The organism is Archangium lipolyticum (assembly GCF_024623785.1).
Taxonomy (GTDB): Bacteria; Myxococcota; Myxococcia; order Myxococcales; family Myxococcaceae; genus Archangium; species Archangium lipolyticum.
This window is the reverse complement of the sequence record NZ_JANKBZ010000009.1, coordinates 284538-310864: the sequence shown is the minus strand read 5'-3', so window position 1 is coordinate 310864 and position 26327 is coordinate 284538. Positions and strand designations below refer to the sequence as shown.

Genomic DNA, 26327 nt, shown 5'->3' with positions numbered 1-26327 from the left:
GGATGAAAGACAAACGCGTGGTGGTGACGGGCGGCTCCGGCTTCATCGGCAGCCACCTGGTGAAGCGGTTGCTGGAGCAGGGCGCGAAGGTGGCCGTCACCACGCGCTACGGCAACGTGATGAAGAACGAGCGCCTGCGCGATGAGTGGACGCGCATCAAGGTCATCGAAGCGGACCTGCGCAACCGCGGCGCGCTGGACGAGGTGGCGAAGTTCGACCCGCACGTGGTCTTCCACCTGGCCGCCTACAACCACGTGGGCGAGAGCTTCCGGCAGGTGGAGGAGTGCTTCGACGTCAACGCCAAGGGCACGGCCAACCTGCTGGACGTGGTGCCCGGCACCGAGGCCTTCGTCTACATGTCCACCTCCGAGGTGTACGGCCACCAGTCGGGCGTGCCCTTCGTGGAGACGATGAACCCCGAGCCCATCTCTCCCTACGCCATCACCAAGTACTCCGGTGAGCTGTACTGCCGCATGAAGCAGCGGATGAAGGGCAGCGGGCGCATCGTCGTGCTGCGGCCCTTCAACGCCTACGGCCCCTATCAGAGCAGCAAGGCCATCATCCCCGAGCTCATCATCAACTGCCTCAAGGGCAAGCCCATCCGCACCACCAAGGGCGAGCAGACCCGCGAGTTCAACTACGTGGGCAACCTGGTGGACGGGCTCCTCGCCGCCGCCGATCACACCGGCACCATCGAGGGCCCGGTCAACCTCGCCTCGGGCGAGGAGGTGGCCATCCGCGACCTGGTGAAGAAGATCGCCGCCCTCACCGACACCAAATCCTCCATCGAGATTGGCGCGCTGGAGTACCGGCCGACGGAGATCTGGCGGATGTTCGCGGACAGCTCGCGCGCGCGCACGCTCTTCGGCTGGACGCCGCGCGTGAGCCTGGACGAGGGCCTCAAGCGCACCGTGGAGTGGTACCGGCAGTACCTCGCCAGCGGCGGCTCGCACCTCGAGTAGTCCGCCACACGGTCCATCCGTTCGACTCCTGACTTGCTCCCCGGGGCCGCTTCCTCTCGAAGCGGCCCCGGTTCTTTTTCCGGCACCCAATGTCTTTCATTGAACGAAGCAGGCAGGGTGCCCGCTCACAAACCAGACACCGCCTCAAGACACGACAGCCTTTCGCCGAGGGGTGTCCTCGTTCCGAACAGGGCGTCCTCTTCTCGGATACTTCTTTGCATTTGCAACACCATTGCACTTTATCGGCTCGACGTGATTTTCACGTTTGACCGGGTGATTTCGAAAAACAGCCCTCGCCTTATTGCAACATAGTTGCTGTTGATATAGGGTTCCATCCGCTTCACTCACGGTGAAGCGAACACCCCCCCACATCAATCAGCAGTCAACGGAAGGAAGACTCCATGCGCGCGATGCGTAATGTGCTGTTCCTTGGTTCCGTGCTGTCCCTGGCGGCCTGCGGTGGCAACGAGATGGACATGGCGGCCGACGATGAGCTCGGCCAGAGCGTGGCGCCGCTGCACCAGGCCGCGCCGGGCCTGCGCGTCGATGGTGACTACATCGTGAAGCTGAAGGACGGTGCGGAGGCGCGCTCCGTGGCGGCCATCCTGGGCGTGTCGCCGAACCTGGTGTACTCGCAGGCCGTCAACGGCTTCTCGGTGACGCTGAACGAGACGCAGCTGCGCGCCCTGCGCCGCAACCCCAACGTCGAGTATGTCGAGGAGGACCAGTTCGCCTCGTCGAGCGCCAGCCAGAGCGGCGCCACGTGGGGCCTGGACCGCATCGACCAGAGCTCCAGCACGCTCAACAGCACCTACACGTACACCAGCACGGGTGCCGGCGTGCACGCGTACATCATCGACACGGGCATCCTGACGACCCACTCGAACTTCGGTGGCCGCGCCAACAACGTGTATGACGCGTTCGGCGGCAACGGCCAGGACTGCAACGGTCACGGCACCCACGTGGCCGGCACGGTGGGCAGCTCCACCTACGGCGTTGCCAAGGGCGTCTCCCTGCACGGCGTCCGCGTTCTGGACTGCAACGGCTCCGGCACCAACTCGGGCGTCATCGCCGGCATCGACCACGTGCGCACCAACCACATCAAGCCGGCCGTGGCCAACATGAGCCTGGGCGGTGGCTACTCCGCCACCGTCAACACGGCGGTGACCAACCTGGCCAACGCCGGCGTATTCGTCGCCGTCGCCGCGGGCAATGACAACGCCAATGCCTGCAACTACTCGCCGGCCAGCGCGCCTGTCGTCACCACGGTGGCCGCCACCACCAAGACCACCGCCCGCGCCTCGTACTCCAACTACGGCAGCTGCGTGGACATCTACGCCCCGGGCTCCAGCATCACCTCGACCTGGTCCAATGGCAGCACCAACACCATCAGCGGCACCTCCATGGCCTCTCCGCACGTGGCCGGCGTGGCCGCGCTCTACAAGGCCACCTACGGCGATGCCTCCCAGGCCACCATCGACGCGTGGCTGAAGAACAACGCCACCAACAACGCCGTCACCAGCAACCCCTCGGGCACGCCCAACAAGCTGCTCTACAAGGGCTCGCTGTAAGACACGGCTGAAGCACGGATGAGCCCACTGGGGGCCGTGGTCTCACGCCACGGTCCCCGGTGTGCATTGCGTTGCGGGTAGACTGGGAGGCCAACGCCATGACCGATTTCATCGAAGTCCACGACGACGTCCTTCCCCCCGGGCTGTGTCAGGACATCATCCAGCTCTTCGAACAGAGCCCCCACAAGTACCGGGGCAAGACCGGAGGCGGCGTCGACCTGAGCAAGAAGGACAGCTACGACCTCCTGCTCAACGCCCACCCCGAATACCAGGTGCTGCTCCGACTCCTGCTGGACCGCGCCTTCCCTCCGCTCAGGAGCTACCTGAGCAAGTACCTGTACGCCCTGGTCGGCGCCGTCTCGCTGTCGATGAAGCACCCCCAGACGGGCCAGCTGATGACGATCACCCGGGAGAACTTCTCCCAGTTGCAGGGCCCGGCCCTCGACCAGCTCATCGGCACCCTCTACCGCTATGGCAACCTCCAGGTGCAGAAGTACCTCCAGGGCTCCGGCGGCTATCCGCACTGGCACTCGGAGATATTTCCCAAGGACGCCAGCTGCGAGCCCCTGCACCGCGTCCTCGCGTTCCAATTCTATTTGAACGACGTGAGCGAGGGCGGCGAGACCGAATTCTTCTACCAGGAGAAAAAGGTCCAATCGAAAGCCGGCCGGATGATCATCTTCCCCGCGGGCTTCACACACACCCACCGGGGCAACGTGCCGCGGTCCGGTGACAAATACATCATCACGTCCTGGGTGCTGTTCCACCGCGCCGAGACGCTGTACGGCGGCGCCCCTCCGGCGTGAGCTCCGCGCGCCCCGAACCTTGAGCGCCGCGCCCGTGCTCAGGGAATGACGAGCACGGGCGTGTCGTCCAGCACCAGCGGGTCCGTGGCCCCATCGCCGCCCCAGAACTTCCACTGTTCGGCGGTGGGGACCAGCGGCCGGTAGCCTCCGTCGTAGTCCCAGGTGGTGACGTACACCTTCACCCCCTTGACGCTCGTCAGGCCACCGAACAGCTCTCCCGCCAGCGTGAGGGTGACGGTGTTCCCGGCCATGTCCACCTCGATGGCGGCGGCGGGAGAGACCGGGGTGCCGTCTGAAGAGGCCGAGGCGCCACGCGTGTCGAACAGGGCGTTGGACCAGCCGTGGACACGGACGCGGTAATCCCACTCCATCCCCGCGGGCACGGAGGCGTTCTGCTGTGGCATCACGGTGATGCCCGTGCGCCCGGGAACGTCGACGAAGACGGTGAAGGCCACGTGGTCGAAGCCGTTCTGCGGATTCCAGATGGTGGTGACACGGTTCGTCTGGAGGGCGATCTTCAAGACATTGCCGGAGCCCAGGAGGGTGACGCGGCGCAGATCTCCCTGGTGGTTCTCTCCCCAGGAGGAGTCGGTGGGGTAGTGGTAGTTGCCCCCCGGGCCGGTGTCGTCACCCGCCGGATCCTCGTGGGTGAGCAGGGGCGAGAAGGAACGGTCGACGCGGAAGGTGCGCGTCTCGGAGAAGACCTGGGCGTCCTCGGCCCAGGCCACCAGGGAGTGCTGGATGCCGGGGTCCACCATGCCGGCGACGCTGACCGTGGTCCGCCAGGTGCCGTCATTCCCGACCGTGACCGTGCTCGCCGAGCCCAGCGCTCCATCCACCACCACCTTGAAGGTGGACACACCCGTGGCGGTGCCGGACAGGTCGAAGTCTCCGCTCACCGTGTCGCCGCTGGCCGCGGCCAGGGTGATGCGGGCGGTCTCCGCGGGCGGCGGCGTCACCTTGCCGGTGGGCATGAAGACCCGGGCCGCGCGCGCGGGCAGCTTCAGGGAGAGCTTCCCACCACGTCCCACGGCGGCGTCCCCGGCCGCGGGCCCCAGGCTCGCGAGCAGCTTCAGCTCGCTGCCATCGGCCAGTCCCGTCCCCAGGTTGTCCAGCAGCGTCTCCTCGTCCGAGGTGTTGAAGACGACGAAGGCCACCTGCCCCTCACCCTCCATCTTGTACGCGAACACTCCGCCACGGGCGTCGTTCTGCCGCAGCACGGTGGGCGTGCCCCGGCGGAAGACGGCCTGGGACTTGCGCAGGGACGTCAGCTCCCGGATGAGGCCGTACAGCGGCGCGGAGGTATCGAAGCGGTCCTTCCCGCCCGACCCGAAGCCGCCCTGGAACATGGCGCCGCGCTGCTCGGTGAAGCCCTGCTCCGTGCCGTAGTAGAGGACCGGAATGCCGGGCACCGTCATCATGAACAGCAGCGACTGGCGCAGCGCGGCCTCCGAGCCTCCCGCCAGGAAGCGGTCCACGTCGTGATTGTCCAGGAACGTGGGCATCAGGTGCGGCCGCGCGAACAGCTCGCGCGAGCGCGACATCCGGTACGCCAGCTGCGACGTGGGGCGTCCCCGGGCGAAGACATCCCCCACCGTGCCGTACAGCGGGAAGTCGAGCATGCCCGGCAGCAGGTCCTCACCGGTGGCCGGGTCCTTCATGTACGAGGCCACCTTCCTGGACGCGGCGTCATCGAAGGGCTTGTCGACGGCGAAACCCTCTCCGAACGCGAGGAAGCCCTCCTTGCCCAGACTCCGCGCGTGCTCGAGGACGCCCGGATGCTCCTTGTCCTGGGAGTAGAGGAAGTCCTTGAAGGTGGACGAGGGCACGTAGAAGACGGTGTCCACGCGGAAGCCATCCACGCCCACCTCGCGGATCCAGAAGTTGTAGCTGTCCTTGAGGGCCGCGACGACCGCCGGGTTGTCCGTGTTCAGGTCGTCCAGATCGGAGAGCTGCCAGTTCGCCTCCTGCTCGCGGTTGCCGTAGTCCGCGATGGTGGGCGTCCAGTGGAAGATGTTGGCCTGACGGTGCGCGGCGTTGGTGGGATCCCACTGGTCGAACGGCGCCTGGGTGGGGCCACAGGCCGGCCTGGCTCCGGTGTTGAGCACCACGTTGGCTGTCACGTCCGAGGGGTCGTAGCGCGTGTAACGGAAGCAGTTGGCCATGTGGTTGAGGACGATGTCCTGCACCAGGTACATGCCGCGCGCGTGAAGGCCTCGGGACAGGCGCTGGTAGTCCTCCAGCGTGCCCAGGTGGGGATCCACCTGGGTGAAGTTCCGTGCCCAGTAGCCGTGATAGCCGCCGTAGTTGACGAGCGGATCCCACCATTGGTTGGCCACGGGCGGGGTGATCCAGATGGCCGTGGCGCCCAGTCCCTGGATGTAGTCGAGCCGGTCGAGGACTCCCTTCAGGTCCCCGCCGCTGTACTTCGCTCCATTGGCCGGGTCGAACTCGCCCGCTCCCTGGTTGTCATTGCCCGGGTCGCCATTGGCGAACCGGTCGGTCATGACGAAGTAGAGGATCTGGTCCCTCCAGTCCGGAGAAGGGACGTGGAGCGGATCCGCGGGAGGCGGTGGAGGTGGCGGCTCCTCGTGGGCTTTGCAGCCCAGGAGGGAGGCGACACCCCATACCAGTGCCAGGAACTTCGAGGAGATGGGACGCATGCCCCGAGATTACACAGCGAGGAGCCCGCTGCGCAGCGCGGTCGGGGTGTAGCCGAGCATGCGGCGGCAGGTCCGCGAGAAGTGCGCGAGGTCGGCGAACCCCGCGAAGTGGGCCGCGTTCGTCGCATCGAGCCGAGCGGATGCCGCCACCGCGACGAGGAGCCGGTGCCAGAGTTGGAAGGTGCGGATGGGCAGCCCCACGTCGCGGACGAACAGCGCCTGCAGGTGCGCCTGGGAGATGCCGATGCGCTCGACGACGGGACGCCGGTCGGCTTCCGGATCGCGCAAGACCTCGAGGACACGGGCAACACGTCCGTCAGGCTCGCGGCGGGGTGACTCCTTCGCCAGCCAGGCCGCGTACTCGCGCGCGAGACCGTCGAGGCTCTCGGGGTGGGACAGGGAGGCGCGGTGCGCGGCCAGGGCCGCTCCGAAACGCGCAGCGAGGCGGCCTTCGAGAGGGAAGGCTCCTCCACGCAGGCGCGAATAGCCCGCGACGTGTGAGGCCCGCTCCGGGTCGTAGAGGAACCCGAGGGTGGGCCCGGGACAGGAGGCGGCGTGCGGCAGATGGGGAGGCACCACGACCACGCGTCCACTCACCCGCGCGCCGTCTGGCCCGGTCACCGTCACGTCGCTGTCCAGTCCGACGAGGATCCCCACGCCGTGCTGAGCGTGAAGAGATGAAGCCGTCCCCATCGAGGCGCGTACCGCGAACGTGTCCGTGAGCACGGCACCGATCCGCGATTCGTTCAAGCGGTCCATGAGCCCGTGACTGTACCGTCTCTCCATGTCCGTGACTCGAGGTCCTGGAGGTCATGAGCAGTGATGAACTTTCTTTCCGACGAGACGCGCCGCAATCCCTATCCCGAGTACGACCAGCTCCGAAGCCGCTCTCCCCTGCTCCACGAGCCACGCTCCGATTCATGGATGCTCTTCGATTACGAGGGCGTGAAACGCGTGCTCAATGACCACGAGGCGTTCAGCTCCATCCTGGCACCGCCGACCACCCAGACCTCTCAATGGCTCATCTTCTCCGACCCGCCGCGCCACACGAAGCTGCGCGCCCTCATCATGCGGGCCTTTACCTCACGGGCCGTGGCGAGCCTCGAGCCCCGCATCCGGGAGTTGTCGCACGCACTCCTGGCCCCGGTGCTCGAGCGCGGTGAAATGGACCTGGTCGCGGACTTCTCCGTTCCCCTTCCGCTGATGGTGATCGCGGAGATGCTCGGAGCCCCGATAGACGACCAGCCTCGGTTCAGGCGCTGGAGCGATGTCATCCTGGCCCTCAGCCACACCACCTCGGGTGGCGAGGAGGCAGCCCGGGTCCAGGGTGCGTTCAGGGCCGTGACGGATGAGATGAAGGTCTATCTTCGGGGTTTGCTCGAGCAACGGAGGGCGGAGCCAGGAGACGACCTCCTGACCCGGCTCGTCGAGGCCGAGGTGGATGGCGAGCGGCTGACGGAGGAGGAATTGCTGGGATTCTTCCAGCTCCTCCTCGTGGCGGGCCACGAGACGACCACGAACCTCATCAGCAACGCGATCCTCTGCCTCATCGAGAACCCGGACCAACGCGCCCGCCTGGGAGCGGCGCCAGACCTCCTGCCCTCGGCCATCGAGGAGGTCCTGCGCTACCGCTCGCCCGTCCAGGCGATGTGGCGCGTGACGAGGCACGACGTCCAGTTGCATGGCCAGGTGATTCCCGCCGGGAAGATGGTGATGCCCATGATTGGCTCGGCGAACCGGGACCCTCGGAAGTTCCACGACGCGCACCGGTTCGACATCACGCGAGATCCCAACCCGCACATCGCCTTCGGGCACGGCATCCACTTCTGCATCGGAGCACCACTCTCCCGCCTGGAGGCCCGGATCGCCCTCCCCGCCTTCCTGGAGCGGGTGAAGGATTTCGAGCTCGCGAGTGACGCACCGTGGGAGCCGCGCGAGGCCATCCACGTACACGGCCCGGCCCGCCTGCCCATCCGCTTCGAGCCCGTCAGGCGGGACTACGTCCCCGTACGGTCCCAGCTGTCATGACGCGCCTCCTCGGCCGAGCGTCCCCCGACCTCGAGGAACTCACAGCCAGAGGCACTCGCCAGCAGGCTCCGTGCATAGGCATGGAGGCGCCGTTTCCGCGCCTGGGCTCGCGCCAGGATGGGGGCACGAAGGTGGTCGGCCACTTCGGCCAGCGCCACGGCCCGCTCGAAGATGTCCTCCTCGGGAACCGACAGGTCCACGTGCCACGCCTCCAGTCCCAACGAGGACATGAAGTCGAGGCACTTCTCCCGGTAGCCCAGCGAGAGGGCCGGTGTGCCGGCACAACACGAGAGCACGGCGGCATGCAGGCGCGTGGCGAGCGTCAGCGTGCACGGGCCGACGAGCTCCATGTACTCCTCGGCGGTCCGCGGGCTGTGCGTGGGATCCTCCGCCCTGCCCACCGCGGTCTTCAGGCGGTGCAGCGACTCGACATCATGCTCGTGCATGGCCACGAAGAGGGGCTCCCACTCCTGGTCCATGAAGTGACGGATGGCGCGCTCCAATCCCTCCAGCCGCTCGTAGGAGAAGCCCTCTCGCTCCTGCCGCGGAGGGAGGACCAGATTGACGGCGAACCGGCGCGGCTCCAGGGGCCGCATCGGCGCCTCGCGCGCCAGCACCAGCGCCAGATCGCCGATCACCTCCGCCTGGGAGACGCCCAGGTCCTCGAGCAGGGCCTTGGAGCAGGGTCCCCGGACCCCCACCGCATGGAAGTCCCGCAGCAGGGCTCGCCACTCCGCCAGCTCCGGCCTCCGGCTCATGTTGAAGCCGGCGCTGCCCACCCCGGTGCCCAGCGTCCACGCGGGCAGTCCCTGCCGGAGGGCCGCGCGCACCGTGCCAAGCCCGTAGGGGTTGATGAACGTCCCTCCACCCAGGATGAACAGTTGGAAGTAGGACCGGCCGGAGAGGCCCAGGCGGGCGAAGCGCTCCTCTTGCCGAGGGTAGCGGAAGGACACGAGGCGGACGCCCCCGAGCACCCGCTGCGCGGCCTCGAAGAGGACATCATCTCCGAGATTCCGCCACCCCTGGCCGCCCGCGTACGCCACCCGCGGCCCCCCCTCCCTCAACAAGCAGAGCCGCTCCCGGGCAACGAGGAGATTGCGGTGGATGGCGGCGAGGAGGGCATGCATCCGACAAAAAGCCTGTGCACCCACCTGACGAAGCGCTCATCCCGAGCACCCGCGTCCCCTGGACTCCTTCACTGGAGAACGGAATCGGCGCCGGAGAGTTTCAGCAGCCGACACAGCCGTCCGTCACCGCGCGGGCGCACCGAGAAGCGCACACAGCGCGTCCAGGTGGGTGCCGGTGCTGAAATGCCGGGACATGCGCCATGCGCCCTCTCGCAGCCGGGCATGGTGGTCCGCATCGGCGAGCGCCCGGACGAGGGCGTCGGCGAGTCCCTCGGGCGTGGGAGGGTCACCCGGGGCGAGCTCACCGGACACACCCGGCTCGCACCAGTCCGGAATGCCGCCCACCGCGAAGGCCACCGAGGGCAGCCCCACCCCGCCCGCCTCCGCTCCCACGACTCCGAAGGGCTCGGGCCAGACGCTGGGCACCGCGAGCAGGTCCGCCTGACGCATCAGCCGCTCCCGCTCGGCCCGGTCCACCCAACCCGTGAAGCGCACCGGCACGCGCCGGGACTCCGCCTCCGCTCGCATGCGCGGAAGCTCCGGCCCGTCTCCCGCCACCACCAGCTCCAGCTCGCGCCCCAGCGCCGCACGGGCCCGGGGCAGGGCCCGCACCAGCTCCACCCCACCCTTCAGCTCCGTGAGCCGCCCCACCATCAATACCTGTCCGGAGAAGGGCCGGGGCGCGGGAGGCTCCGGGTCCGGCAGGCTGTCGCCGAAGAGCGTCAGGAGCACCACCTGGGATTCGGAGAGCCCGTGCCGGAGGTACTCCTCACGCATGGCCCGGCTGCCCACCAGCACGGTGCCATAGCGCCGGGCCAGGGCGAGGCGGCGCTGCTGGTAGTGGTACTCCCGCACCGCGGTGAGGGGGCTGCGCCCGCCGCAGCGGCGCGGGAGGTAGTGCACGAGACACGCGGGGCCGAGCACGCGCTGGCACGGCACGGGCCGCGGAAAGGCATGGCGCTTCATCCCGCTGATGCACGTGCCGTAGTAGGCGTGGAGGAAGAGCAGCGCCGGGTAGCGCTCCAGCAGCGCCTCCTCCAGCTCCAGGTCCTGCACGCCGTGCTGGTACACGCGCGCGGGCCTCCACGCCGCCACGGCGTCGAGCACTCCCTTGCGTCCGAGCGCGTCGAGGCCCCACACGGGAATGCCAAGCCCCTCGTCGATGCGCGCCTGGCCCGGGGCGGCGTCGTGCTCGAAGAGGAGCGCGGGGGAGAAGCCACGGGATTGGAGGAGCGGCAGCAGCGTGCGCAGGTGCGTCTCGACGCCTCCCACCACGGCGCGGTGTCTCGTGACGAGGAGGATGCGCGGACCGTGGCTCATGGCGTTCCCGAGGGCTTGGAGCCCGCGCGAGCCGCCCAACGCGCCGGCATGCGCGCGAGCACCGCGTTCCACCGGGGCCGCACGTAGGACTCCAGCGGCCCGCGGAAGGCCACGGGGCCCACCACGAGCAGGTACAGCAGCGCGGCGGCGGCGGAGAGCGTGAACAGGCCCGCGAAATGGCCGGGCGACCAGGCGAGGGCCGCCGCGGCGCCGAGCACCATCAGGATTCCGGTACGCAGGCCCCAGGGCGCGAGCGGCAACAGGAGCTGCCCCACCGAGGTGCCGGAGTGGCGCGCCAGCGCGCGCAGGTGGCCGGGGATGCTCACAAGCACCAGGCCCGCGAGCGTGCCGAGCGGCGCGCCGATGTAGCCGAAGAGCTTCAGGCCCACCGCGCCCAGCACGAAGGCCAGCGAGCCATCCACGAGCGTGGTGAGCGCGATGCGGCGCTCGTCCCCGAAGCAGAACGTGGCCAGCGCGGTGGCGTTGGCCAGGTGGCGCAGCGTCATGTTGAGGGCGAACAGCACCGTGACGGCGAGCCCCAGGTGCTTGTCCGCGCCCACCCACCAGCCCACGAAGGCCCCGTTGGCGGCCACCACCCCCGTGGCGAGCAGCCCGCTGACGAGCAGTGTGGCCTGGGTGAGACCGGTGGTGACATGCAGCAGGCGCTCGCGAGACTCCCCGGTGCGCATCTGGCTCAGGCCAGGCAGCGCCGTGTTCACGAGCATGCGCGGCTGGTGGATGAGGATGCTCACCGCCTTGCCCGTGCACGCGTAGGCGACGGTGGCCTCGGGCCCCAGCAGCTTGCCCACCAGCAGCAGGTCCGTGCCACTCACCAGCAGGGTGGCCAGCTTGTCGACGCTGATCCACGCGCCCCGGCGCAGCCAGTGGAGCACCTCGGGCCAGGCGAGCGCGGGCAGCCCCCGGGGCAGCAGGTGCCGGTGGTTCCGCCACAGGCGCCAGCCGGCCAGCATGGCCACCACTCCCTGCTGGACGATCCACCCCCAGGCGAGCGCCACCAGCCCCTGGCCCGACAGCACCAGTCCCACGGTGGTGGCATTGCCCAGGAGAAAGGCCACCATCTGTGCGCCCGACTGCCAGGCCAGGTCCTGCAAGCCCTCCAACAGCGCCGGCAGCAGGCGCAACGGGTACTGGAGCACGAAGGCGAGCAGCGTGGGCCCCAACGCCGGACGCAGCGCGTCCCAGTCGGAGGGCAACAGCCACCACAGGACGAGCGCCGCCACTCCGACGAGCACCGTCTGCATCAGCGCCAACCGCACGGAGAAGCCCACCAGCCGCGAGGTGGCCTCCGGGTCGTCCGCGCGGCCGGTGGAGATGGCGATCTCCCGGGGCACCAGCGCCACCACCCCGACGTCCAGCAGCAGCAGCCAGCCCAGCAGCTGCATGCCGACGATCCAGAGGCCGTACTGCTCCGAGCCCAGGCGCTCGAGCAGGAACCGGGTCAGGTAGAGCCCCACCCCCATGGACAGCAACTGGTGGGCGTAACCCACCCCCATTCCACGAAGGTACCGGCGCGTTCGACTCATGAGCGCCTCCTATACTGCCACCACCCCACTCGGGAACGGTCGAGACATGTCAGGGTCGGCGGGGACCCCCGAGCGCCCGGCAGTCAACCGAGCCCTCCGTCCCTTCAAGATGGGCGCATCCGCGCCTTGACCTACCGCTCCACCTCTGGTGGCGTCCGCCCGGTGCGGTTGCTCTTCCTGAGTCCCGTGGGGGTGGTGGGCGGTGCGGAGCGGACGCTCCTGGACCTGCTGGATTGTCTGCGCCGTGCGTCCGACGGCCCCTGGCTCGGGCTCATCGCCGGAGCGGAGGGGCCGTTGACGGAGCAGGCACGGGCGCTCGGCGTGGAGACGCTCGCCCTGCCCCTGCCTTCCGAGCTCGCCACGCTCGGTGATTCGCAGCTCCGGGGGGCGGGAGCGGACCGCGTCCTGCGCTTCGGCGCCTCCCTGGCCCGGGCCACCCCGGCCGCCGCGGGCCACCTGTTGTCCCTTCAGCGCGCGCTGCGGAACTTCCGCCCCACCCTCATCCACTCCAACGGCCTGAAGACGCACCTGCTCGCCGCGCTCTGCGCCCCCGGAGCCCCGGTGGTGTGGCACATCCATGACTTCCTCGGTGAGCGGCCCCTGCTGCGGCGGGTGCTGCGGGTGGCCGGGGTGCGCGCGGCGGCGGCCATCGCCAACTCGGCGGCGGTGGCGGAGGACGCCCGGCACGTGCTCGGCCGCGTCCCGGTGTACCCGGTGCACAACGGCGTGGACACGGAGCGCTTCGCGCCCGGCCCCGCCGAGGGCGCGAGACTCGACACGCTCGCGGGCCTGCCCCCGGCGCCCGAGGGCACGGTGCGGCTCGGGCTGGTGGCCACGTACGCGCGATGGAAGGGCCAGGAGGTGTTCCTCCAGGCCGCGGCGCGGCTGCGGGCCCGGCTCCCCACGCACGCGGTGCGCTTCTACGTGGTGGGCAGCCCCGTGTACCGCACGCCCGGCTCGCAGTACTCCGAGGCGGAGCTGCGCGCCACCGCGCACGCGCTGGGCCTGGAGGGCCACGTGGGCCTCATCCCCTTCCAGGCCGAGCCCTCCACCATCTACCGGGCGCTCGACGGCGTGGTGCACGCCAGCACCCGGCCGGAGCCGTTCGGGATGACCATCGTCGAGGCCATGTCCTGCGCCCGGGCGGTGGTGGTCTCCGCCGCGGGAGGGGCCGCGGAGCTCGTCCGGCCCGGGAATGACGCGCTGGCCTTCTCGCCCGGGGACGTGGAGGGACTCACGGAGGCGATGGCACGGCTCGTCCGGGAGCCGGAGCTGCGCGCGCGACTGGCCGAGGAGGCCCGCCGCTCGGTGCTCGCGCGCTTCACCCGTGAGCGCTATGCCTCGCAGGTGCGGGACGTCTACACGCGGGTGCTGGGAGGGCGGGGATGAGCGGGCAGCGCGAGGACGGGCTCGGCGTCTCCTGGCACCTCCTCACCGGCGAGTACCCGCCCCAACCCGGCGGGGTGAGCGACCACACGTGGCAGGTGTCCGAGGGGCTCGCGCGCGAAGGCTGCGCCGTCCACGTCTGGGCTCCGGGCGAGCGCCAGGACACCCCGCCCCCCGAGGGCGTCACCGTGCACCGGCTCCCCGAGGGCTTCGGCCCGCGAGGCCTGCTGCGGATGGAGCGCGAGCTGGAGAGGCTTCCCGGCCCGAAGCGGCTGCTGGTGCAGTACGTGCCCCACGCCTTTGGTTACCGGGCGATGAACGTCCCCTTCGCGCTGTGGCTCGCGAGGCGCAGGGGAGACGAGATGTGGACGTTCTTCCACGAGGTCACCTTCCCCTGGGGTTGGGACCGGCCGTGGCGCCACAACGTGCTGGGCGCCGTCACGCGGGTGATGGCGGCGCTCGTGATGGCCCGGACGGACCGGCTCTTCGTCTCCACGCCGTGGTGGAAGGAGCGCCTGCCCCGGCCACCGCGCCGGGCGCCCATCGAATGGCTGCCCGTGCCGAGCAACCTCTCCACGCGGCCGTCCCCGGACAGGGTGGAGAGCGCCCGGGCCTCGCTGCGCACGAGCCCGGACACCGTGCTGCTCGGCCACCTGGGGACGTACGGTGAGCCCCTCGTGACGATGCTGGAGGAGACACTGCCCGGGCTGCTGCGGCGGGACTCACGCCGGCTGGCGGTGCTGACGGGCCGGGGAAGCACGCGCTTCGCGGAGCAACTCACCGGGCGCCACCCGGAGCTCGCCGGACGCGTGCGCGCGCTGGGAGGGCTGCCCGGGGACGAGCTGGCCGCCACGCTGAAGGCCTGCGACGTGCTCCTGCAGCCCTTCCCCGATGGGCTGAGCACGCGCCGCAGCAGCGCCATGGCGGGGCTGGGGCTGGGCGTGCCGCTGGTGTCCAACGCCGGCTCCGCCACCGAGCCCCTGTGGCATGGCTCTGGCGCGCTCGCGCTGGCCCCCGAGGCCTCGAGCGTCTCGGTGCGGGAGACGGCCGAGGCCCTGCTGTCCGCGCCGGACACATGGTCCGCCCTGGGCCAGCGTGGCGCCGATTTCTATACGGAGAATTTCTCACTCACACATACGCTGGAGGTGCTGCTGGACCGAGCGCCCGCGCGCGTGGTGGAGGACACATGAGCCGCACCGAGAGCCCCCTGCGTCTGGCGTTGCTGATGGACCCGCTCGAGGAGGGCTGGCCGAGCATGGACCTCGCGGGCGAGGCGCTGCACCAGCAGTTCCACGGTCCGCTGGCCGAAGCGGTGTACGTGACGTCGATGCGCCCGAAGCTGTTGCCCCTGGCGCGCAAGCTGCCGGTGCTGCGGGACAGGCGCGAGGCGCTCAACGTGGACCGGGTGCTCACGCGCTTCCTCGCGTACCCGGCCCGGACGGCCCTGGGCAGACGCGGGCAGGACGCCTGGCACGTGGTGGACCACACGTATGCGCAGCTCGTGCACACGCTCCCGCCCGGCCGCGCGGGCGTGTACTGCCATGACCTGGATGCCTTCCGCAGCATCCTCGAGCCCTATAAGGAGCGGAGGCCGGCCTGGTTCAAGGCGATGGCCTGGACCACGCTGAAGGGACTGCAACGTGCGGCCGTGGTGTTCCACAGCACGGGCGCGGTGCGAGAGGAGCTGCTGCGCCACGGAGTGGTGCCCGCCGAGCGGCTGGTGCATGCACCCCTGGGAGTCTCGGAGGAGTACGGACCCGAGCCGGTGCCGGGAGACACGAGCGACGAGGTGCTGCGCCCCCTGGGTGGACGGCCCTACGTGCTGCACGTGGGCAGCGGGATTCCGCGCAAGCGCCTGGACGTGCTCTTCGAGGTATTCGCCGCGATGCGCCGCCAACATCCGGACCTGCGGCTGGTGCAGCAGGGCGCGGCGCTGAACGAGGCCCAGCTGGCCCAGGTGGCGAGGCTCGGCATTGGCGACGCGCTGCTACAGCCCGCGAAGCTCGACCGGGCGACGCTGGCGGGGCTGTACCGGAAGGCGAAGGCGGTGCTGGTGACGAGCGAGTCCGAGGGTTTCGGGCTGCCCGTCATCGAGGCGCTGGCCTGCGGCACGCCCGTGGTGGCGAGCGACATCCCGGTGCTGCGCGAGGTAGGCGGGGATGCCGCCAACTACGCAGCGGTGGGTAACACCGTGGCGTGGACGGAGGCGGTACACGGCGTCTTGAGCGCACCGGAATCCGATGCGGCCCGGAGCCGGCGCATCGAGCGCGGGCGCGGCTACTCGTGGACGAACCACGCGCGCATCATCCTGGACACGTACCGCCGGCTCGCCGGGCGCTGAGCCCCCTCCCGCTCAGCGCCGGGAGGCCAGTTCCTGTTCCACCAGCCCGGCGAAGGCATCGAAGCAGCGCGAGGCCTCGAAACGCTCCTGGACCATGCGCCGCCCGTTCCGGGCCATGGCGAGGAACGTCTCCGGCTCGTCCATCACCCGGGCCAGGGCCGCGGCGAGCCTCCGGGGCGAGCGCACCGGAACGGAGAGGCCCGTCTCGCCATCGACGATCGTCTCCCGCAGTCCGCCAACGGACGTGGCCACCACGGGCACCTCGCACGCCAGCGCCTCGAGCGGAGAGAACCCGAGCCCCTCCTCCAGCGACACCTGCGCGCACACGTCCGAGGCCTGGTAGTACGCGGGCAGCTCGCGTATCGGGTCCACCGCGTCACGAGCGAGGGTGCAGTTCCCCAGGCCCCGCTCCATGGCCAGCTCCTTCAGCCGTTTGTGCCCACCACTCAGGTTGAGCATCCAGAAGGAGCGCCCCTGCGCACGCAGCAGGGCACAGGCATCCAGGAGCGACTCGGTGTCCTTCTCCGGGGCCACCCGGCTGGAGAAGAAGATGAGGAAGCCCTCCTCGGGCAGGCCCAGCTTCGCGCGCAGCCGCCGCTTCTCCTCGGCGGACACCGGCGTGAAGCGCGACGTGTCCACCCCGTAGAGGGGCACCAGGCGCACCTTCTCCGTCCGCCCGAGTGACACCTCGCGCCCCAGGTAGTCACTGAGGACGAGGTAGCGATCCGCCAGCAGCGCGTTGGCCGCACGTGCCGCCTCCAACAACGTGCGCCCGGCGACATAGGCCGGCAGGCCAATCTCCCCGCGCGAGTAGCGGCACTGGAAGTAGGCGATGTTGGGGCTGCAGATGAGCAGGTACGTGGGAGCACGGGTGACGCCACGCGTGACGTTGGCGGCCAGCGAGGCCACGCCCGCGTTCTGCGCCAGCACGGCGTCGAACTCCGCGCGGTGCCGCAGGAGCCACGCCCCGGCGTACGCGGCGAAGGCGACCCGCCCGGCGGGCCCCTCCACGATGCGGACGGGCTCGGGGCCCTCGTCCTTCCAGTTGATGGTGCGCGGTCCGAAGGCGGGGCGCAGCAGCAGCGTCAGCTCGAAGCGCTGCTTCAGCCCCGTCACCAGACGCACGTCGGTACCACTCTCGCAAATGAACACCAGCCGGCGGCGGGTGGGGGTCGTCATGCACGCCTCTCCAGCACCTGCTCGTACACCTGGAGCGTCCGCCTCGCCACTTCATCCCAGGTCAGCGTCTCCGTCCGGGCCCGTGCCGCCCGGCCCACGCGCTCCGCGAAGTCCCTGTCCACGGCCAGCTCCCGCAGGCCCGCCGCGAGCCCCTCGATGTCCCCGGCGTCCTCCAGCAGCAGCCCGTCCTCGCGGTGGGTGATGAGCTCGGAGGCCCCGGCGGCTCGCGAGACGATGACGGGCAGCCCGCAGGCCATGGCCTCGGTGACGACCATGCCGAAGGCGTCATACGGCGTGGGGCAGACGAAGAGGTCCGCCGCGGCATAGAAGCGCTCGACCGTGGCCGTGGGCGGGTGGAAACGCACCCGCTTGCCCAACCCGAGCCGCTCCACCCGGGCGCGCAGCGAGGCGGTGTCGCTCCGGGTGACCACGTCCAGCGAGAGGTCCGGGACACGGGAGAGCGCCTCCACGGTGACGGCGGCGCCCTTGCGCAGGTCTCCCACGAAGAGCGCGCACCGCTCCTCCGGCGCGATGCCGAGCCGCGCGCGCACCTCGCTCCGCACCTGCCCGCGCAGCGAGGGGTGGAAGCGCTCCACGTCCACGCCGTGCGGAACGACGTGGATGGGGGCCCGGCTCCCGTGCAGGGTGCGCAGCTCCTCCTCCAGCCTGTGGGAGATGGCGATGACGGAAGCGCCGGACTTCCGGTAGAGCCGGTCCTCCAGCGGCACCAGCACGTTCTCGAAGATGCGCTGGCGCGGGGTGTAGTCGTAGCCGAGCGCGCGCTGGGCCTGGAACCACGAGCGGTTGCAGATGTGCGCGGTGAGGACGTTGGCCTGCGCGGCGATGAGCCCCTGGCCGTGGATGATGTCGAAACCCCGGGCGCGTCCCAGTTGGAGCGTGGCGGACGCATAGAAGGACAGCACGCTGACCAGCGCGGTGGTGCGCACCGCGGGCACGTGGTGGAAGGTGATGCCCTCCGAGCCGCTCCGGTCGATGCGGTCGGCGAAGACATGCACCTCGTGCTTCTGGCGGAAGCGCTCGGCCAGCTCGACGACGTAGCGGCTGTGACCGAAGCCGCGCTCGTAGTCGTGCACCACCAGGGCGATCTTCATCGGCGCACCGCCTCCAGGGAACCCACCGGCAAGGCCGGAGGAGGGGGCGGCCCGGCGGGAGCGGGAACGGGCGCACGAGCGGCGGCCTGCCGGGGTCTGGCCGCGGGAGCCGGACGCCGCATCCCCACCACGGCCCCCATCCAGAGCAGCAGCATCGCGGAGCCGGGCACGGAGGAGAGCAGGCCCGTGCCGATGAAGGCCGTCATCCACATCACTCCCATGGTCAGCCAGATCATCCGGTCCGCCACCAGCGAGGCGCCGCGGCGTCGCGGCGGGATGCGGGTGACGAGCCAGAGGAGGAAACCCATCCAGATGAGCAGCCCGATGATGCCCTGCTCCATGGCGATGCGGCCGAACTCGTTCTCCAGACCGTGCTGGGGCCTGGCCAGGTCCAGCAGGAAGAAGGGGATGCTCGTGCCCGCGGCGCTACCCAGACCGTTGCCCAGCGGGTAGTTCGTGACGACATCCATCAAGCTGCTGTTGACGCTCCAGGACACGCGCTCGGACACGTACTCGGTGTCCTGCAGCGTCGCGAAGCGCTGGAAGCGCGGGTTCTGCATGACGACGAGGCCCACCACCACGCCAAGTGCCAGCACCGAGCCAATCACCTTGAGGGAGACGCGGGTGAAGAGCAGCAGCAGCAGGATGATGGCCAGGAGCTGCACCACGGGCTGGCGCGCCGCGCAGATGAAGAGACACAGCACGCTGCACACCAGCACGGCGGCGGTGAGGAGGCGGCCCCGCGGGCGCCGGTGCCACCGGCGCAGGAGCATCGGCAGCGTCATCAGCATCGTGCCCCCGAAGGAGTGCGCGTTGTTGAAGGTGGACGGGATGCGGGGCAGTCCCTCGTCTCCCACGTCCGTGGAGAGATAGATGATGGCGGTGGAGGCATTGCGCGGGAAGAAGGGCTCCAGCCCCAAGCGCAGCTCCGCCAGCGCGAAGGCGAACGCCACCAGGTTGAGCCACAGGATCCACTCGCCGAGCCGGTCCAGGTCCTCGTCGTCCAGGCTCGCGCCGATGGTGATGAGCGGCAACAGGAGGATGGCCACCCGCAGGCCGACGATCTGGATGAAGAAGTGCTGCGAGTCGAAGAGCGGCGACAGCAGCATGGTGCACAGGGGCCAGATCATCAGCACCTTGACCCAGAGCTTCAGCGTCAGACCGTCCCGGCCGACCCGCACCGCCTTGCGCCGCCCGGTGAAGAAGGCCAGGTAGAGCCCCAGCACCGCGCCGTCGCAGATGAAGTGCGAGAAGCCATCCAGGAAGCGCGCGCGGAGGATGCCGTAGAAGTAGCCGAACAGCATCAGCGCGCCCAGCCCATGGCCGACGGCACGCCGCGTGGCGAACATCGTCACGACGATGGCCAGCACCGTGAGCAGCAGGCCGATCATCGCCGCGCCCTTCCTCCGTCCAGGACCCGCCGGTACACGTCGAGCACACGCTCGCCCATGCGCGCCTGGGTGAACTCGGCCAGCACGCGTGCGCGGCCCGCCTCACCCCAGGCCCGCCGCTGCTCGGGGTTCGCCAGCATCCGCTTCATGGCCGCGGCCAGCGCCGCCTCGTCTCCCGGCGGCACGGTCAGCCCGCTCTCCTCGTGGCGGCTGACGAAGGGCACTCCCGAATCCAGCGCGGTGTTGATGATGGGCAGCCCGCAGGCCATGGCCTCCAGCTGCACCAGCGCGAAGGCCTCGGCGCGGGTGACGGAGGACAGCACGAAGGCGTCGCACGCGTAGTACAGCGACAGGAGCGCCTCGTCCCCCAGGTTCCCGAGGAAGTGGACGCGCCCGGCCACGCCGCTCTCCCGGGCCAGCGCCTCCAGCTCCGCGCGCAGCGGGCCCTCACCCACCAGCAGCAGGTGCGCGTCCGCCACCTGGCTCAGCGCGCGAATGGCGTGGTCGAAGCCCTTGTAATAGACGAGCCGCCCCACCCCCATCAGCAGCGGCGCCCCGCCGTACCGGGCCCGCACGGCCGCGGCGGCCGCCTCGCGCTCGGGCGTGCGCGTGAAGCGCGTCACGTCGATGCCGAAGGGCACCACGTGGCACTTCGCCCGGTGCGGGCGCAGCGCCTCGGACGTCTCCACGTAGTTGGGCGAGCCCACCAGGATGGCGTCCGCGCGCTCCAGCGCCCGCCGCATGAAGGGCCCGTACAGCTTCAGCAGCCGTTTCTGTCGGACCACGTCGCTGTGGTAGGTGATGACGAGCCCGTGCCGCCTCGGCCGCACGCTCCCCAGGTACCCCATCACCGCCATGGGGTGCGGGAAGTGCATGTGCAGCAGGTCATACCGGCGCCGCGACAGCTCCAGCGGCAGCGTGGGGTTGAGCGAGGTGGAGGCCACCTTGACCAGCTCGGCGCAGCGGGTGACGGACACGCCACGCACCACCTCGTGCACCGTGCGCGGGACCGTGTTGGAGACGAGCACCTCCAGCTCCACGCGGCCCACGAGCTCCTCGCACAGGCCCGACAGGTGTGTCTCCATGCCGCCCCGGTAGGGGGCGTAGTACTTGCCGAGTTGGAGGACCTTCATCGCCGGAGCGCTTCTCAGGAGACGGTGCGCTCGTCGCGCTCGCCGCCGTAGCCGAGGTAGGAGTTGTAACCGCCGTACTCGCCCCCGTACCTACCATTCTTCATGTCCACGTGGTTGAGAAGAGCGCCGATGATGTGGGCTTTCACGTCGCGCAGCGAGCGGATGGCCCGCTTGGCCTTCTCGCGGTGGGTGGTGCCGGCCTTGAGCACCAGGAGGATGCCGTCCGTCTGCTTGGAGAGGACGAGCGCGTCGGACACGGGCCCCAGGGGCGGGCTGTCCAGCAGGATGCAGTCGAAGCGCTCGCGCAGCTTGCCGAGCAGCTCGGAGAAGGCGCGGGTGTGGAGCAGCTCGGCGGGGTTGGGCGGCAGCGGCCCGCCGGGCAGGACGAAGAGGTTGGGCACGTCGGTGGGCTTGATGGCGCCCTCCAGCGAGCCCTCGCCCACCACCAGGGAGCTGACGCCCACGTCGTCGGGCACGCCGAAGGCCCGGTGCAGGCGCGGCCGGCGCAGGTCCGTGTCCATCAACAGCACCCGGGTGCCCGTCTGCGCCATCACCATGCCCAGGTTGATGACGGCCGTGGACTTGCCGTCGGAGGGCTCGACGGAGCTCACCACCATCGTGCGGAAGGGCTTGTCCGGAGACATGAAGAGCAGGTTGGTGCGGATGGCCCGGCACATCTCCGCCGCCGGCGAGCGCGGGTGGCGATGGATGTACAGGTCCACCGGGCCTCCGTCCCTGGGCACCAGCGGCGGCATGACGCCGATGAAGGACAGCCCCAGCCGCTCCTCCACGTCCGCGCGGCTGGCCACGCTCGCGTCGAGGAACTCCAGCCCCAGCACCACCGCCACGCCTCCCAGCAGGCCCAGCATGACGAAGAGCAGCACCGAGTTGCGGGTGTTGGGCCGCACCGGCACGCGGTTGGGCAGCGCCGGGTCCAGCACACGCACGTTGCTGGTGCGCAGCAGGCCCGACACCTCCAGCTCCTTGAAGCGCTTGAGGACCATCTCGTACATGCGCTGGTCGTTCTCCGCCTCGCGCTGGAGCTTCTCGTACTGGATTTCCTTCTCCGTCACCTGGAAGGCCTCGGCCTTGGCCTTCTCCACCAGCGACAGGAGGTTGCGCTCGTTGGCCTGGGCGGCCGCCAGGTCCGTCTCCGCGCCGCGCACGAGGTTCTCCAGACTGCGCCGCAGCTCCTGCTGCATCACGGACAGCTTCTGCTGGCACTCCTGCATCTTGGGGTGATCCGGCAGATAGCGCCCGGACAGCTCCACGCAGGCGGTGCGCTGCTCCAGCACCCGGGTGCGCAGGTCGCGCAGGGCGCCCTCGCTGGCCTCCGACAGGCCCTCGGCCCAGTGCTCCGACTCGGGGCTGGCGCTCTTGCGCAGCTGGCGCATGGAGTCCACCCGGGCCTGGAGCCCGGCGATCTTCGTGCGCACCGCGATGAGCGTGGCCATGTACGTGTCGTACGCCAGCTTCGCCGTGCTCTGCTGCGGCGCGCCCTTCTTGTCGATGGACATGGAGAGCATGTCCGCGCCGCGCTTGAACTTGAAGAGGTTCAGCTCGCTGCCGTTGGCACGCGCCCCTAGCTCGCTCATCCGCTCCTCGAGCCAGGCGCTGGCGCCCTCGGTGGTCTTCAAGCGCAGGTTGAGGTTCTCCGCGATGTAGGCCTCGGCCACCTCGTTGGCCAGCCGCGCCGCGCGGTCGGGGTCCACGTCCTCCACGGCGATGCGCACCACGCGCGAGTTGACCGAGGGGATGACGTTGATGCGCGAGCGCACCAGCCCCACCGCGTCGATGGAGGCCATGGCCTTCTTGCGCGCCTCCTCGTCCTTGATGCCCTCCACGCCGAGGAAGGCCGCGTCGTTCTGCAGGCCCAGCCTGTCCACCACCCGGGAGGCCACCGCGCGCGAGGTGATGACCTCGTTCTGCGTCTGGTAGTACTCCTTGTTCGCCCAGTAGTTGCTGCGCTCGTCGCCCATGACCTCCTTGACCTCGGTGTCGAGCACGCGGGGCGCGGCGACGTCGATGATGAGGGAGGTGCTGGTCGAATAGATTTTCGGCTGGCGCAGGGTGTAGAGCGTGCCGACCAGGGCCATCACGGCCGTCACGCCGACGATGAGCCACTTGCGGCGCCAGAGCGCGCGGACGTACTGCATGACGTCCAGCGCGGGCTCCTGGGCCTCGGGGGCCTCGTTGGGGGTCTCTTCCACGTCGCTCTCCTGCCGGAACGCGGGCGTACCCGCGCCGTGGCGAAGGGGCCAGAGTGCCCCGGGAGGACGGGTGGGTCAATCTTCACCGCCTCGCCCGGATGCCCTCCTAACACACGCCCGCCGTCCGCCCGAGCACCCGCGCCCGCCGTGTGGTAGTCACGCGGGCGTGAGTCCGTCTCCCTCCTTCATCATCCCCTTCACCCCCGCGTCCGCCCCGGCCGCCTCCCGTTTCGCCCACCTGCTCGCCGCCCGGGGGGCCGAGGTCATCCTCGCCGGAGAGGGGCCGCTCGATGTGCCCTCCGGGCCGAACGTGAACGTGCTCCCGGGGCTGCCTGGCAAGGGAGCGGCCATCCGAGCGGCGCTCGGCCGGGTGACGGGAGATATCACCGTCCTCCAGGACGCGGACACGGCCTACCCGCTGGAGTCGTACGAGGCGCTGTGCCGGCCCATCCGCGAGGACGCGGCGGACGCGGTCTTCGGCAGCCGGCGGATGCCCTCGCGGGACGCGGAGGTGCTGGCGGACAAGGCCCTGGGTCACGTCACCCGCTTCGTCACGGACGTGTCGCTGACGGATCCGCTCTCTGGCCAGCGCGCCTTCCGCACCGAGGCGCTCAAGTCGGTGTCGCTCACCAGCGAGGATGACTCGGTGGACGCGGAGATCGTCGTGAAGCTGGCGGCGCAGCTCTTCCGGCTGGCCGAGGTGCCGCTGGTGCTGGACACGGCGCCGCACCAGCCGCTGGCCTCGCAGCTGGCGCGGCTGCGCACGCTGATGCGCTACGCCACGGTACGCAACGACGCGGACAACCAGCACGAGGGCTACAACACGCTGGAGCGCATGGACGGCGCCAGCAACTACAACGCGTGGCTGGGCCAGCGCTTCCGCGAGCACCTGGGCCGGCGCGTGCTGGAGATTGGCGCGGGCATCGGCACCATCACCGAGCAGCTGGAGCCGGGGCTGGAGCTGCTCATCGCGCTCGAGGTGGACCGCTTCTACGTGGACCGGCTGCGCAACAAGTTCCGCGGCCGGCCGCACGTCAGGCCGTACCTGTCGGACGTGGCGCTCGCGGACTGGGAGTCGCTGAAGGCCGAGCGGCTGGACACCATCGTGCTGTCCAACGTGCTGGAGCATATCCCGGACGACGCCTCGGCGGTGCGGCGCTTCCGGCAGATCCTGCCCCCGGGCGGCCGGGTGGTGGTGCTGGTGCCGGCGCTGCCGCAGCTCTTCGGGGCCATCGACGAGGCGGTGGGACACCACCGGCGCTACACGATGCCCGGCCTGCGCTCCGTGCTGGAGGGCAACGGCTTCGAGGTGGAGCGGCTCGAGTGGATGAACCTGGTGGGGATTCCGGGCTGGTTCATGAACAGCCGGGTGATGCGCCGCCGCTCGGTACCGAAGTTGCAGCTCAAGGTGTATGACCGCATCGCTCCGTTCTTGGCGCGAGCCGAGAGTCAGGTGAAGCTGCCCGTGGGAATGAGCCTCTTCGCGGTGGCGCGCGCCACTGGAGGTGCCGCATGAAGAAGATCGAAGCCATCATCAAGCCGTTCAAGCTGGATGACGTGAAGGACGCCCTTCACGAGGTGGGCGTGCACGGTCTCACCGCGGTGGAGGTGAAGGGGTTCGGCCGGCAGAAGGGCCACACGGAGCTCTACAAGGGCGCCGAGTACGTGGTGGACTTCCTCCCCAAGGTGAAGGTGGAGGTGGTGGTGGACGACGACCTGGTGCAGCGCGTGGTGGACGCCATCGTGCGCGCGGCGCGCTCGGGCCCCGACGGGAAGATTGGCGACGGGAAGATCTTCGTCCTGCCGGTGGACGAGGCCGTGCGCATCCGCACGGGGGAGCGCGGTAGCGACGCGCTGTGAGTCCCCTGCCCTCGCGAGCACCGCGAGCGGTGTACGCGGTGGTAGTGGCGTTGTACGTCTTGCTGTTCCCGTACCACCCGGGCCTGCGCTCGCCCAACGAGCTGTGCCGGTTGTGGCAGACGCGCGCGCTGGTGGAGTACGGGACGCTGGACATCAACCGGGCCCTGCAGGACTTCGGCTACGTGGGAGACCTGTCGGTGAAGGACGGGAGGTACTACCCGTCCAAGGCGCCGCTGCTGTCCTTCGCCGCGGTGCCGGTCTACGGGGTGCTGCGGTGGTGGGGCGGTGACTTCCTCTACGCCGTGCCCGAGGTGCCGCTCGTCTTCTTCAGCCGGCTGTTCCTCACCGTGCTGCCCACGCTGTTCATGTTGTGGCTCGTGCGCCGTTTCCTGCTTGCGTACCTGTCCCCGGCGGTGGCGGACGCGGTGACGGTGACGTACGGGTTGGGCTCGCTGGCGTTCAGCTACTCGCTGCTCTTCATGAGCCACCAGACGACGGCGGTGCTGCTGTTCGGCGGCTTCTACGCGCTGTGGCGGCTGGCTCGCGGCGAGTGGCGTGAGCGGGGCTATCTGGTGGTGGGCGCGTGCGCGGGGGCCACGGTGGCCGCCGAGTACACCGGCGCGCTGGGCGTGCTCGGGCTGGTGCTGTACGCGGTGCTGACGGTGTTGTGGCGCGAGGAGCCGGTGCGCGCGCGGTGGGTACGGCTGGGACGGGGGGCCGCGCTGGCCACGCTGGGGGCATTGCCCTTCGTGGTGGGGCTGATGCTGTACCACCAGGCGGCCTTCGGACACCCGCTGGAGAGCGGGTACAAGCATCTCAACGACGCGGCCTATCAGCCGTGGCACCTGGGCGGATTCCTGGGCATCCGCTATCCGGATCCGCGCGCGTTCTTCCTCTCGTTCTTCTCGCCGCTGCGGGGGCTGTTCACCCTGTCGCCCTTCCTGCTGCTCGCGCTGCCCGGGGTGGTGGTGCTGTGGCGAGAGGCACGCACCCGCGTGGAGATGCGGGCGCACCTGTGGCTCGTGGTGGCGCTGCTCGCCGGGTACACGTATTTCACGTCGTCCTTCTCGTATGACTCGTGGGGCTGGACGACGGGTCCCCGTCACCTGACGGGACTGGTGCCCTTCCTGCTGCTGCCCGCGGGCCTGCTGCTGGAGCGGCTGCGGAACGGAGACCGGCCGGCGCTGCTGGGCGCGAGCGCGGCGCTGTGCACCGCGTCCCTCGTGTTCACGGGCGCGGCCACCTTCGTCAACTACATCCCCGATGACGTGTCCAACGCGTTCCTCGGGCTGGCGGTGCCGCTGTTGAAGGACGGCTACCTGCCGCCGAGCCTCCCGCAGTTCATGGGGATGGGGAATCCCGTGGCCGGCGTGCTGCTCCTCCTGGCGCTGCTCGGACTGGCTGGGTGGGTCTTCGTGCGGCTGGTGTGGCTCGAGGCCCGCGTGCCCGGCCCGGTCCCCCTGGTAGCGGGGCTCGCGATGCTCGCCGCGCTGCTCGGTGCACAGGTGGTGACGGTGAGGCACCATGACGCGGACCGGGGGGCGGTGCGCTTCCTGAAGCAGCAATGGCTCGCGCCGCCCGGCCGAATGGTGGAGTTCTGGCCCTCCCCCACCAGCAATTGATGGAGAATCCGTGAACCCACCGGACATACCGTGCATGTCCCCTCTCCCTCTGGGAGAGGGCTAGGGTGAGGG

At 69.9% G+C, this 26327-nt stretch carries 20 protein-coding genes; 10 read left to right on the top strand and 10 right to left on the bottom strand.

Annotation, left to right across the window (positions count from 1 at the left end; translation table 11 throughout):
- Nucleotides 1–2 precede the first annotated feature (2 nt).
- From NR810_RS21610 to NR810_RS21600, 3 genes are all read left to right on the top strand, one after another.
- Nucleotides 3–962, top strand: coding sequence for an NAD-dependent epimerase/dehydratase family protein (locus tag NR810_RS21610; RefSeq protein WP_257455092.1), 960 nt, complete (start codon nucleotides 3–5; stop codon nucleotides 960–962).
- Nucleotides 963–1363: 401 nt separating this feature from the next.
- Entirely contained in the window at nucleotides 1364–2533 is a 1170-nt protein-coding gene (locus NR810_RS21605) for a S8 family peptidase (protein WP_257455091.1), read from the top strand.
- A gap of 98 nt (nucleotides 2534–2631) precedes the next feature.
- Nucleotides 2632–3339, top strand: coding sequence for a 2OG-Fe(II) oxygenase (locus NR810_RS21600; protein ID WP_257455090.1), 708 nt, complete (start codon nucleotides 2632–2634; stop codon nucleotides 3337–3339).
- A gap of 38 nt (nucleotides 3340–3377) precedes the next feature.
- Here the strand turns inward: NR810_RS21600 and NR810_RS21595 are convergent, their stop codons facing one another.
- A complete protein-coding gene (locus NR810_RS21595) occupies nucleotides 3378–6002 on the bottom strand; it encodes an alpha-amylase family glycosyl hydrolase (protein WP_257455089.1) in 2625 nt (874 codons plus the stop codon).
- A 9-nt stretch (nucleotides 6003–6011) separates the two neighbouring features.
- Nucleotides 6012–6761 carry an AraC family transcriptional regulator gene (locus tag NR810_RS21590; RefSeq protein WP_257455088.1) on the bottom strand — a complete coding sequence of 250 codons (750 nt, stop codon included), beginning with the start codon at nucleotides 6759–6761 and terminating at the stop codon, nucleotides 6012–6014.
- Between the two features lie 63 nt (nucleotides 6762–6824).
- Between NR810_RS21590 and NR810_RS21585 the strand changes: the two genes are divergently transcribed.
- Nucleotides 6825–8030 (top strand): cytochrome P450, encoded by a 1206-nt coding sequence (locus tag NR810_RS21585; protein WP_257455086.1) that lies wholly within the window; start codon nucleotides 6825–6827, stop codon nucleotides 8028–8030.
- On the opposite strand, the gene NR810_RS21580 is transcribed toward NR810_RS21585, so the two are convergent.
- From NR810_RS21580 to NR810_RS21570, 3 genes are all read right to left on the bottom strand, one after another.
- Nucleotides 8000–9157 carry a polysaccharide pyruvyl transferase family protein gene (locus NR810_RS21580; RefSeq protein ID WP_257455085.1) on the bottom strand — a complete coding sequence of 386 codons (1158 nt, stop codon included), beginning with the start codon at nucleotides 9155–9157 and terminating at the stop codon, nucleotides 8000–8002. The two genes, NR810_RS21585 and NR810_RS21580, sit on opposite strands and share 31 nt — an antisense overlap.
- A 123-nt stretch (nucleotides 9158–9280) precedes the next feature.
- On the bottom strand, nucleotides 9281–10477 hold the full coding sequence (locus NR810_RS21575; RefSeq protein WP_257455084.1) for a glycosyltransferase family 4 protein: 1197 nt from the start codon (nucleotides 10475–10477) through the stop codon (nucleotides 9281–9283).
- Nucleotides 10474–12021: a lipopolysaccharide biosynthesis protein gene (locus NR810_RS21570; RefSeq protein ID WP_257455083.1), complete on the bottom strand. Its 1548-nt coding sequence runs from the start codon at nucleotides 12019–12021 to the stop codon at nucleotides 10474–10476. Before NR810_RS21570 ends, NR810_RS21575 begins: the two co-directional genes overlap by 4 nt.
- 126 nt (nucleotides 12022–12147) lie before the next feature.
- On the opposite strand from NR810_RS21570, the gene NR810_RS21565 reads away from it, so the two are divergent.
- The 3 genes from NR810_RS21565 to NR810_RS21555 are packed head-to-tail and all read left to right on the top strand — an operon-like array spanning nucleotide 12148 to nucleotide 15748.
- Nucleotides 12148–13410, top strand: a complete 1263-nt coding sequence (locus tag NR810_RS21565) for a glycosyltransferase family 4 protein (protein WP_306818371.1) — start codon at nucleotides 12148–12150, stop codon at nucleotides 13408–13410.
- Nucleotides 13407–14597: a glycosyltransferase family 4 protein gene (locus NR810_RS21560; protein ID WP_257455082.1), complete on the top strand. Its 1191-nt coding sequence runs from the start codon at nucleotides 13407–13409 to the stop codon at nucleotides 14595–14597. Before NR810_RS21565 ends, NR810_RS21560 begins: the two co-directional genes overlap by 4 nt.
- Nucleotides 14594–15748, top strand: coding sequence for a glycosyltransferase family 4 protein (locus tag NR810_RS21555; protein WP_257455081.1), 1155 nt, complete (start codon nucleotides 14594–14596; stop codon nucleotides 15746–15748). Before NR810_RS21560 ends, NR810_RS21555 begins: the two co-directional genes overlap by 4 nt.
- Nucleotides 15749–15760: 12 nt before the next feature.
- Here the strand turns inward: NR810_RS21555 and NR810_RS21550 are convergent, their stop codons facing one another.
- Genes NR810_RS21550 through NR810_RS21530 form a run of 5 tightly spaced genes read right to left on the bottom strand, consistent with a single transcriptional unit; the run spans nucleotide 15761 to nucleotide 22773 of the window.
- Entirely contained in the window at nucleotides 15761–16927 is a 1167-nt protein-coding gene (locus NR810_RS21550) for a glycosyltransferase family 4 protein (RefSeq protein WP_257455080.1), read from the bottom strand.
- On the bottom strand, nucleotides 16924–18039 hold the full coding sequence (locus NR810_RS21545; protein WP_257455079.1) for a glycosyltransferase family 4 protein: 1116 nt from the start codon (nucleotides 18037–18039) through the stop codon (nucleotides 16924–16926). Before NR810_RS21545 ends, NR810_RS21550 begins: the two co-directional genes overlap by 4 nt.
- A complete protein-coding gene (locus NR810_RS21540) occupies nucleotides 18036–19430 on the bottom strand; it encodes a hypothetical protein (protein WP_257455078.1) in 1395 nt (464 codons plus the stop codon). The genes NR810_RS21545 and NR810_RS21540 overlap by 4 nt, the downstream gene beginning before the upstream one ends.
- A complete protein-coding gene (locus tag NR810_RS21535) occupies nucleotides 19427–20563 on the bottom strand; it encodes a glycosyltransferase (protein ID WP_257455077.1) in 1137 nt (378 codons plus the stop codon). Before NR810_RS21535 ends, NR810_RS21540 begins: the two co-directional genes overlap by 4 nt.
- A gap of 14 nt (nucleotides 20564–20577) precedes the next feature.
- Complete coding sequence (locus NR810_RS21530) at nucleotides 20578–22773, bottom strand: GumC family protein (RefSeq protein WP_257455076.1); 2196 nt, start codon at nucleotides 22771–22773, stop codon at nucleotides 20578–20580.
- 166 nt (nucleotides 22774–22939) lie between these two features.
- On the opposite strand from NR810_RS21530, the gene NR810_RS21525 reads away from it, so the two are divergent.
- From NR810_RS21525 to NR810_RS21515, 3 genes are read left to right on the top strand one after another with little or no spacing between them, the layout of a single operon-like run.
- Complete coding sequence (locus NR810_RS21525; RefSeq protein ID WP_257455075.1) at nucleotides 22940–24289, top strand: bifunctional glycosyltransferase/class I SAM-dependent methyltransferase; 1350 nt, start codon at nucleotides 22940–22942, stop codon at nucleotides 24287–24289.
- The gene (locus tag NR810_RS21520; protein ID WP_257455074.1) at nucleotides 24286–24633 is read left to right on the top strand and encodes a P-II family nitrogen regulator; all 348 of its coding nucleotides are present in this window, start codon (nucleotides 24286–24288) and stop codon (nucleotides 24631–24633) included. The genes NR810_RS21525 and NR810_RS21520 overlap by 4 nt, the downstream gene beginning before the upstream one ends.
- A 44-nt stretch (nucleotides 24634–24677) precedes the next feature.
- Complete coding sequence (locus NR810_RS21515; protein ID WP_257455181.1) at nucleotides 24678–26255, top strand: hypothetical protein; 1578 nt, start codon at nucleotides 24678–24680, stop codon at nucleotides 26253–26255.
- The last annotated feature ends 72 nt before the right edge of the window (nucleotides 26256–26327 follow it).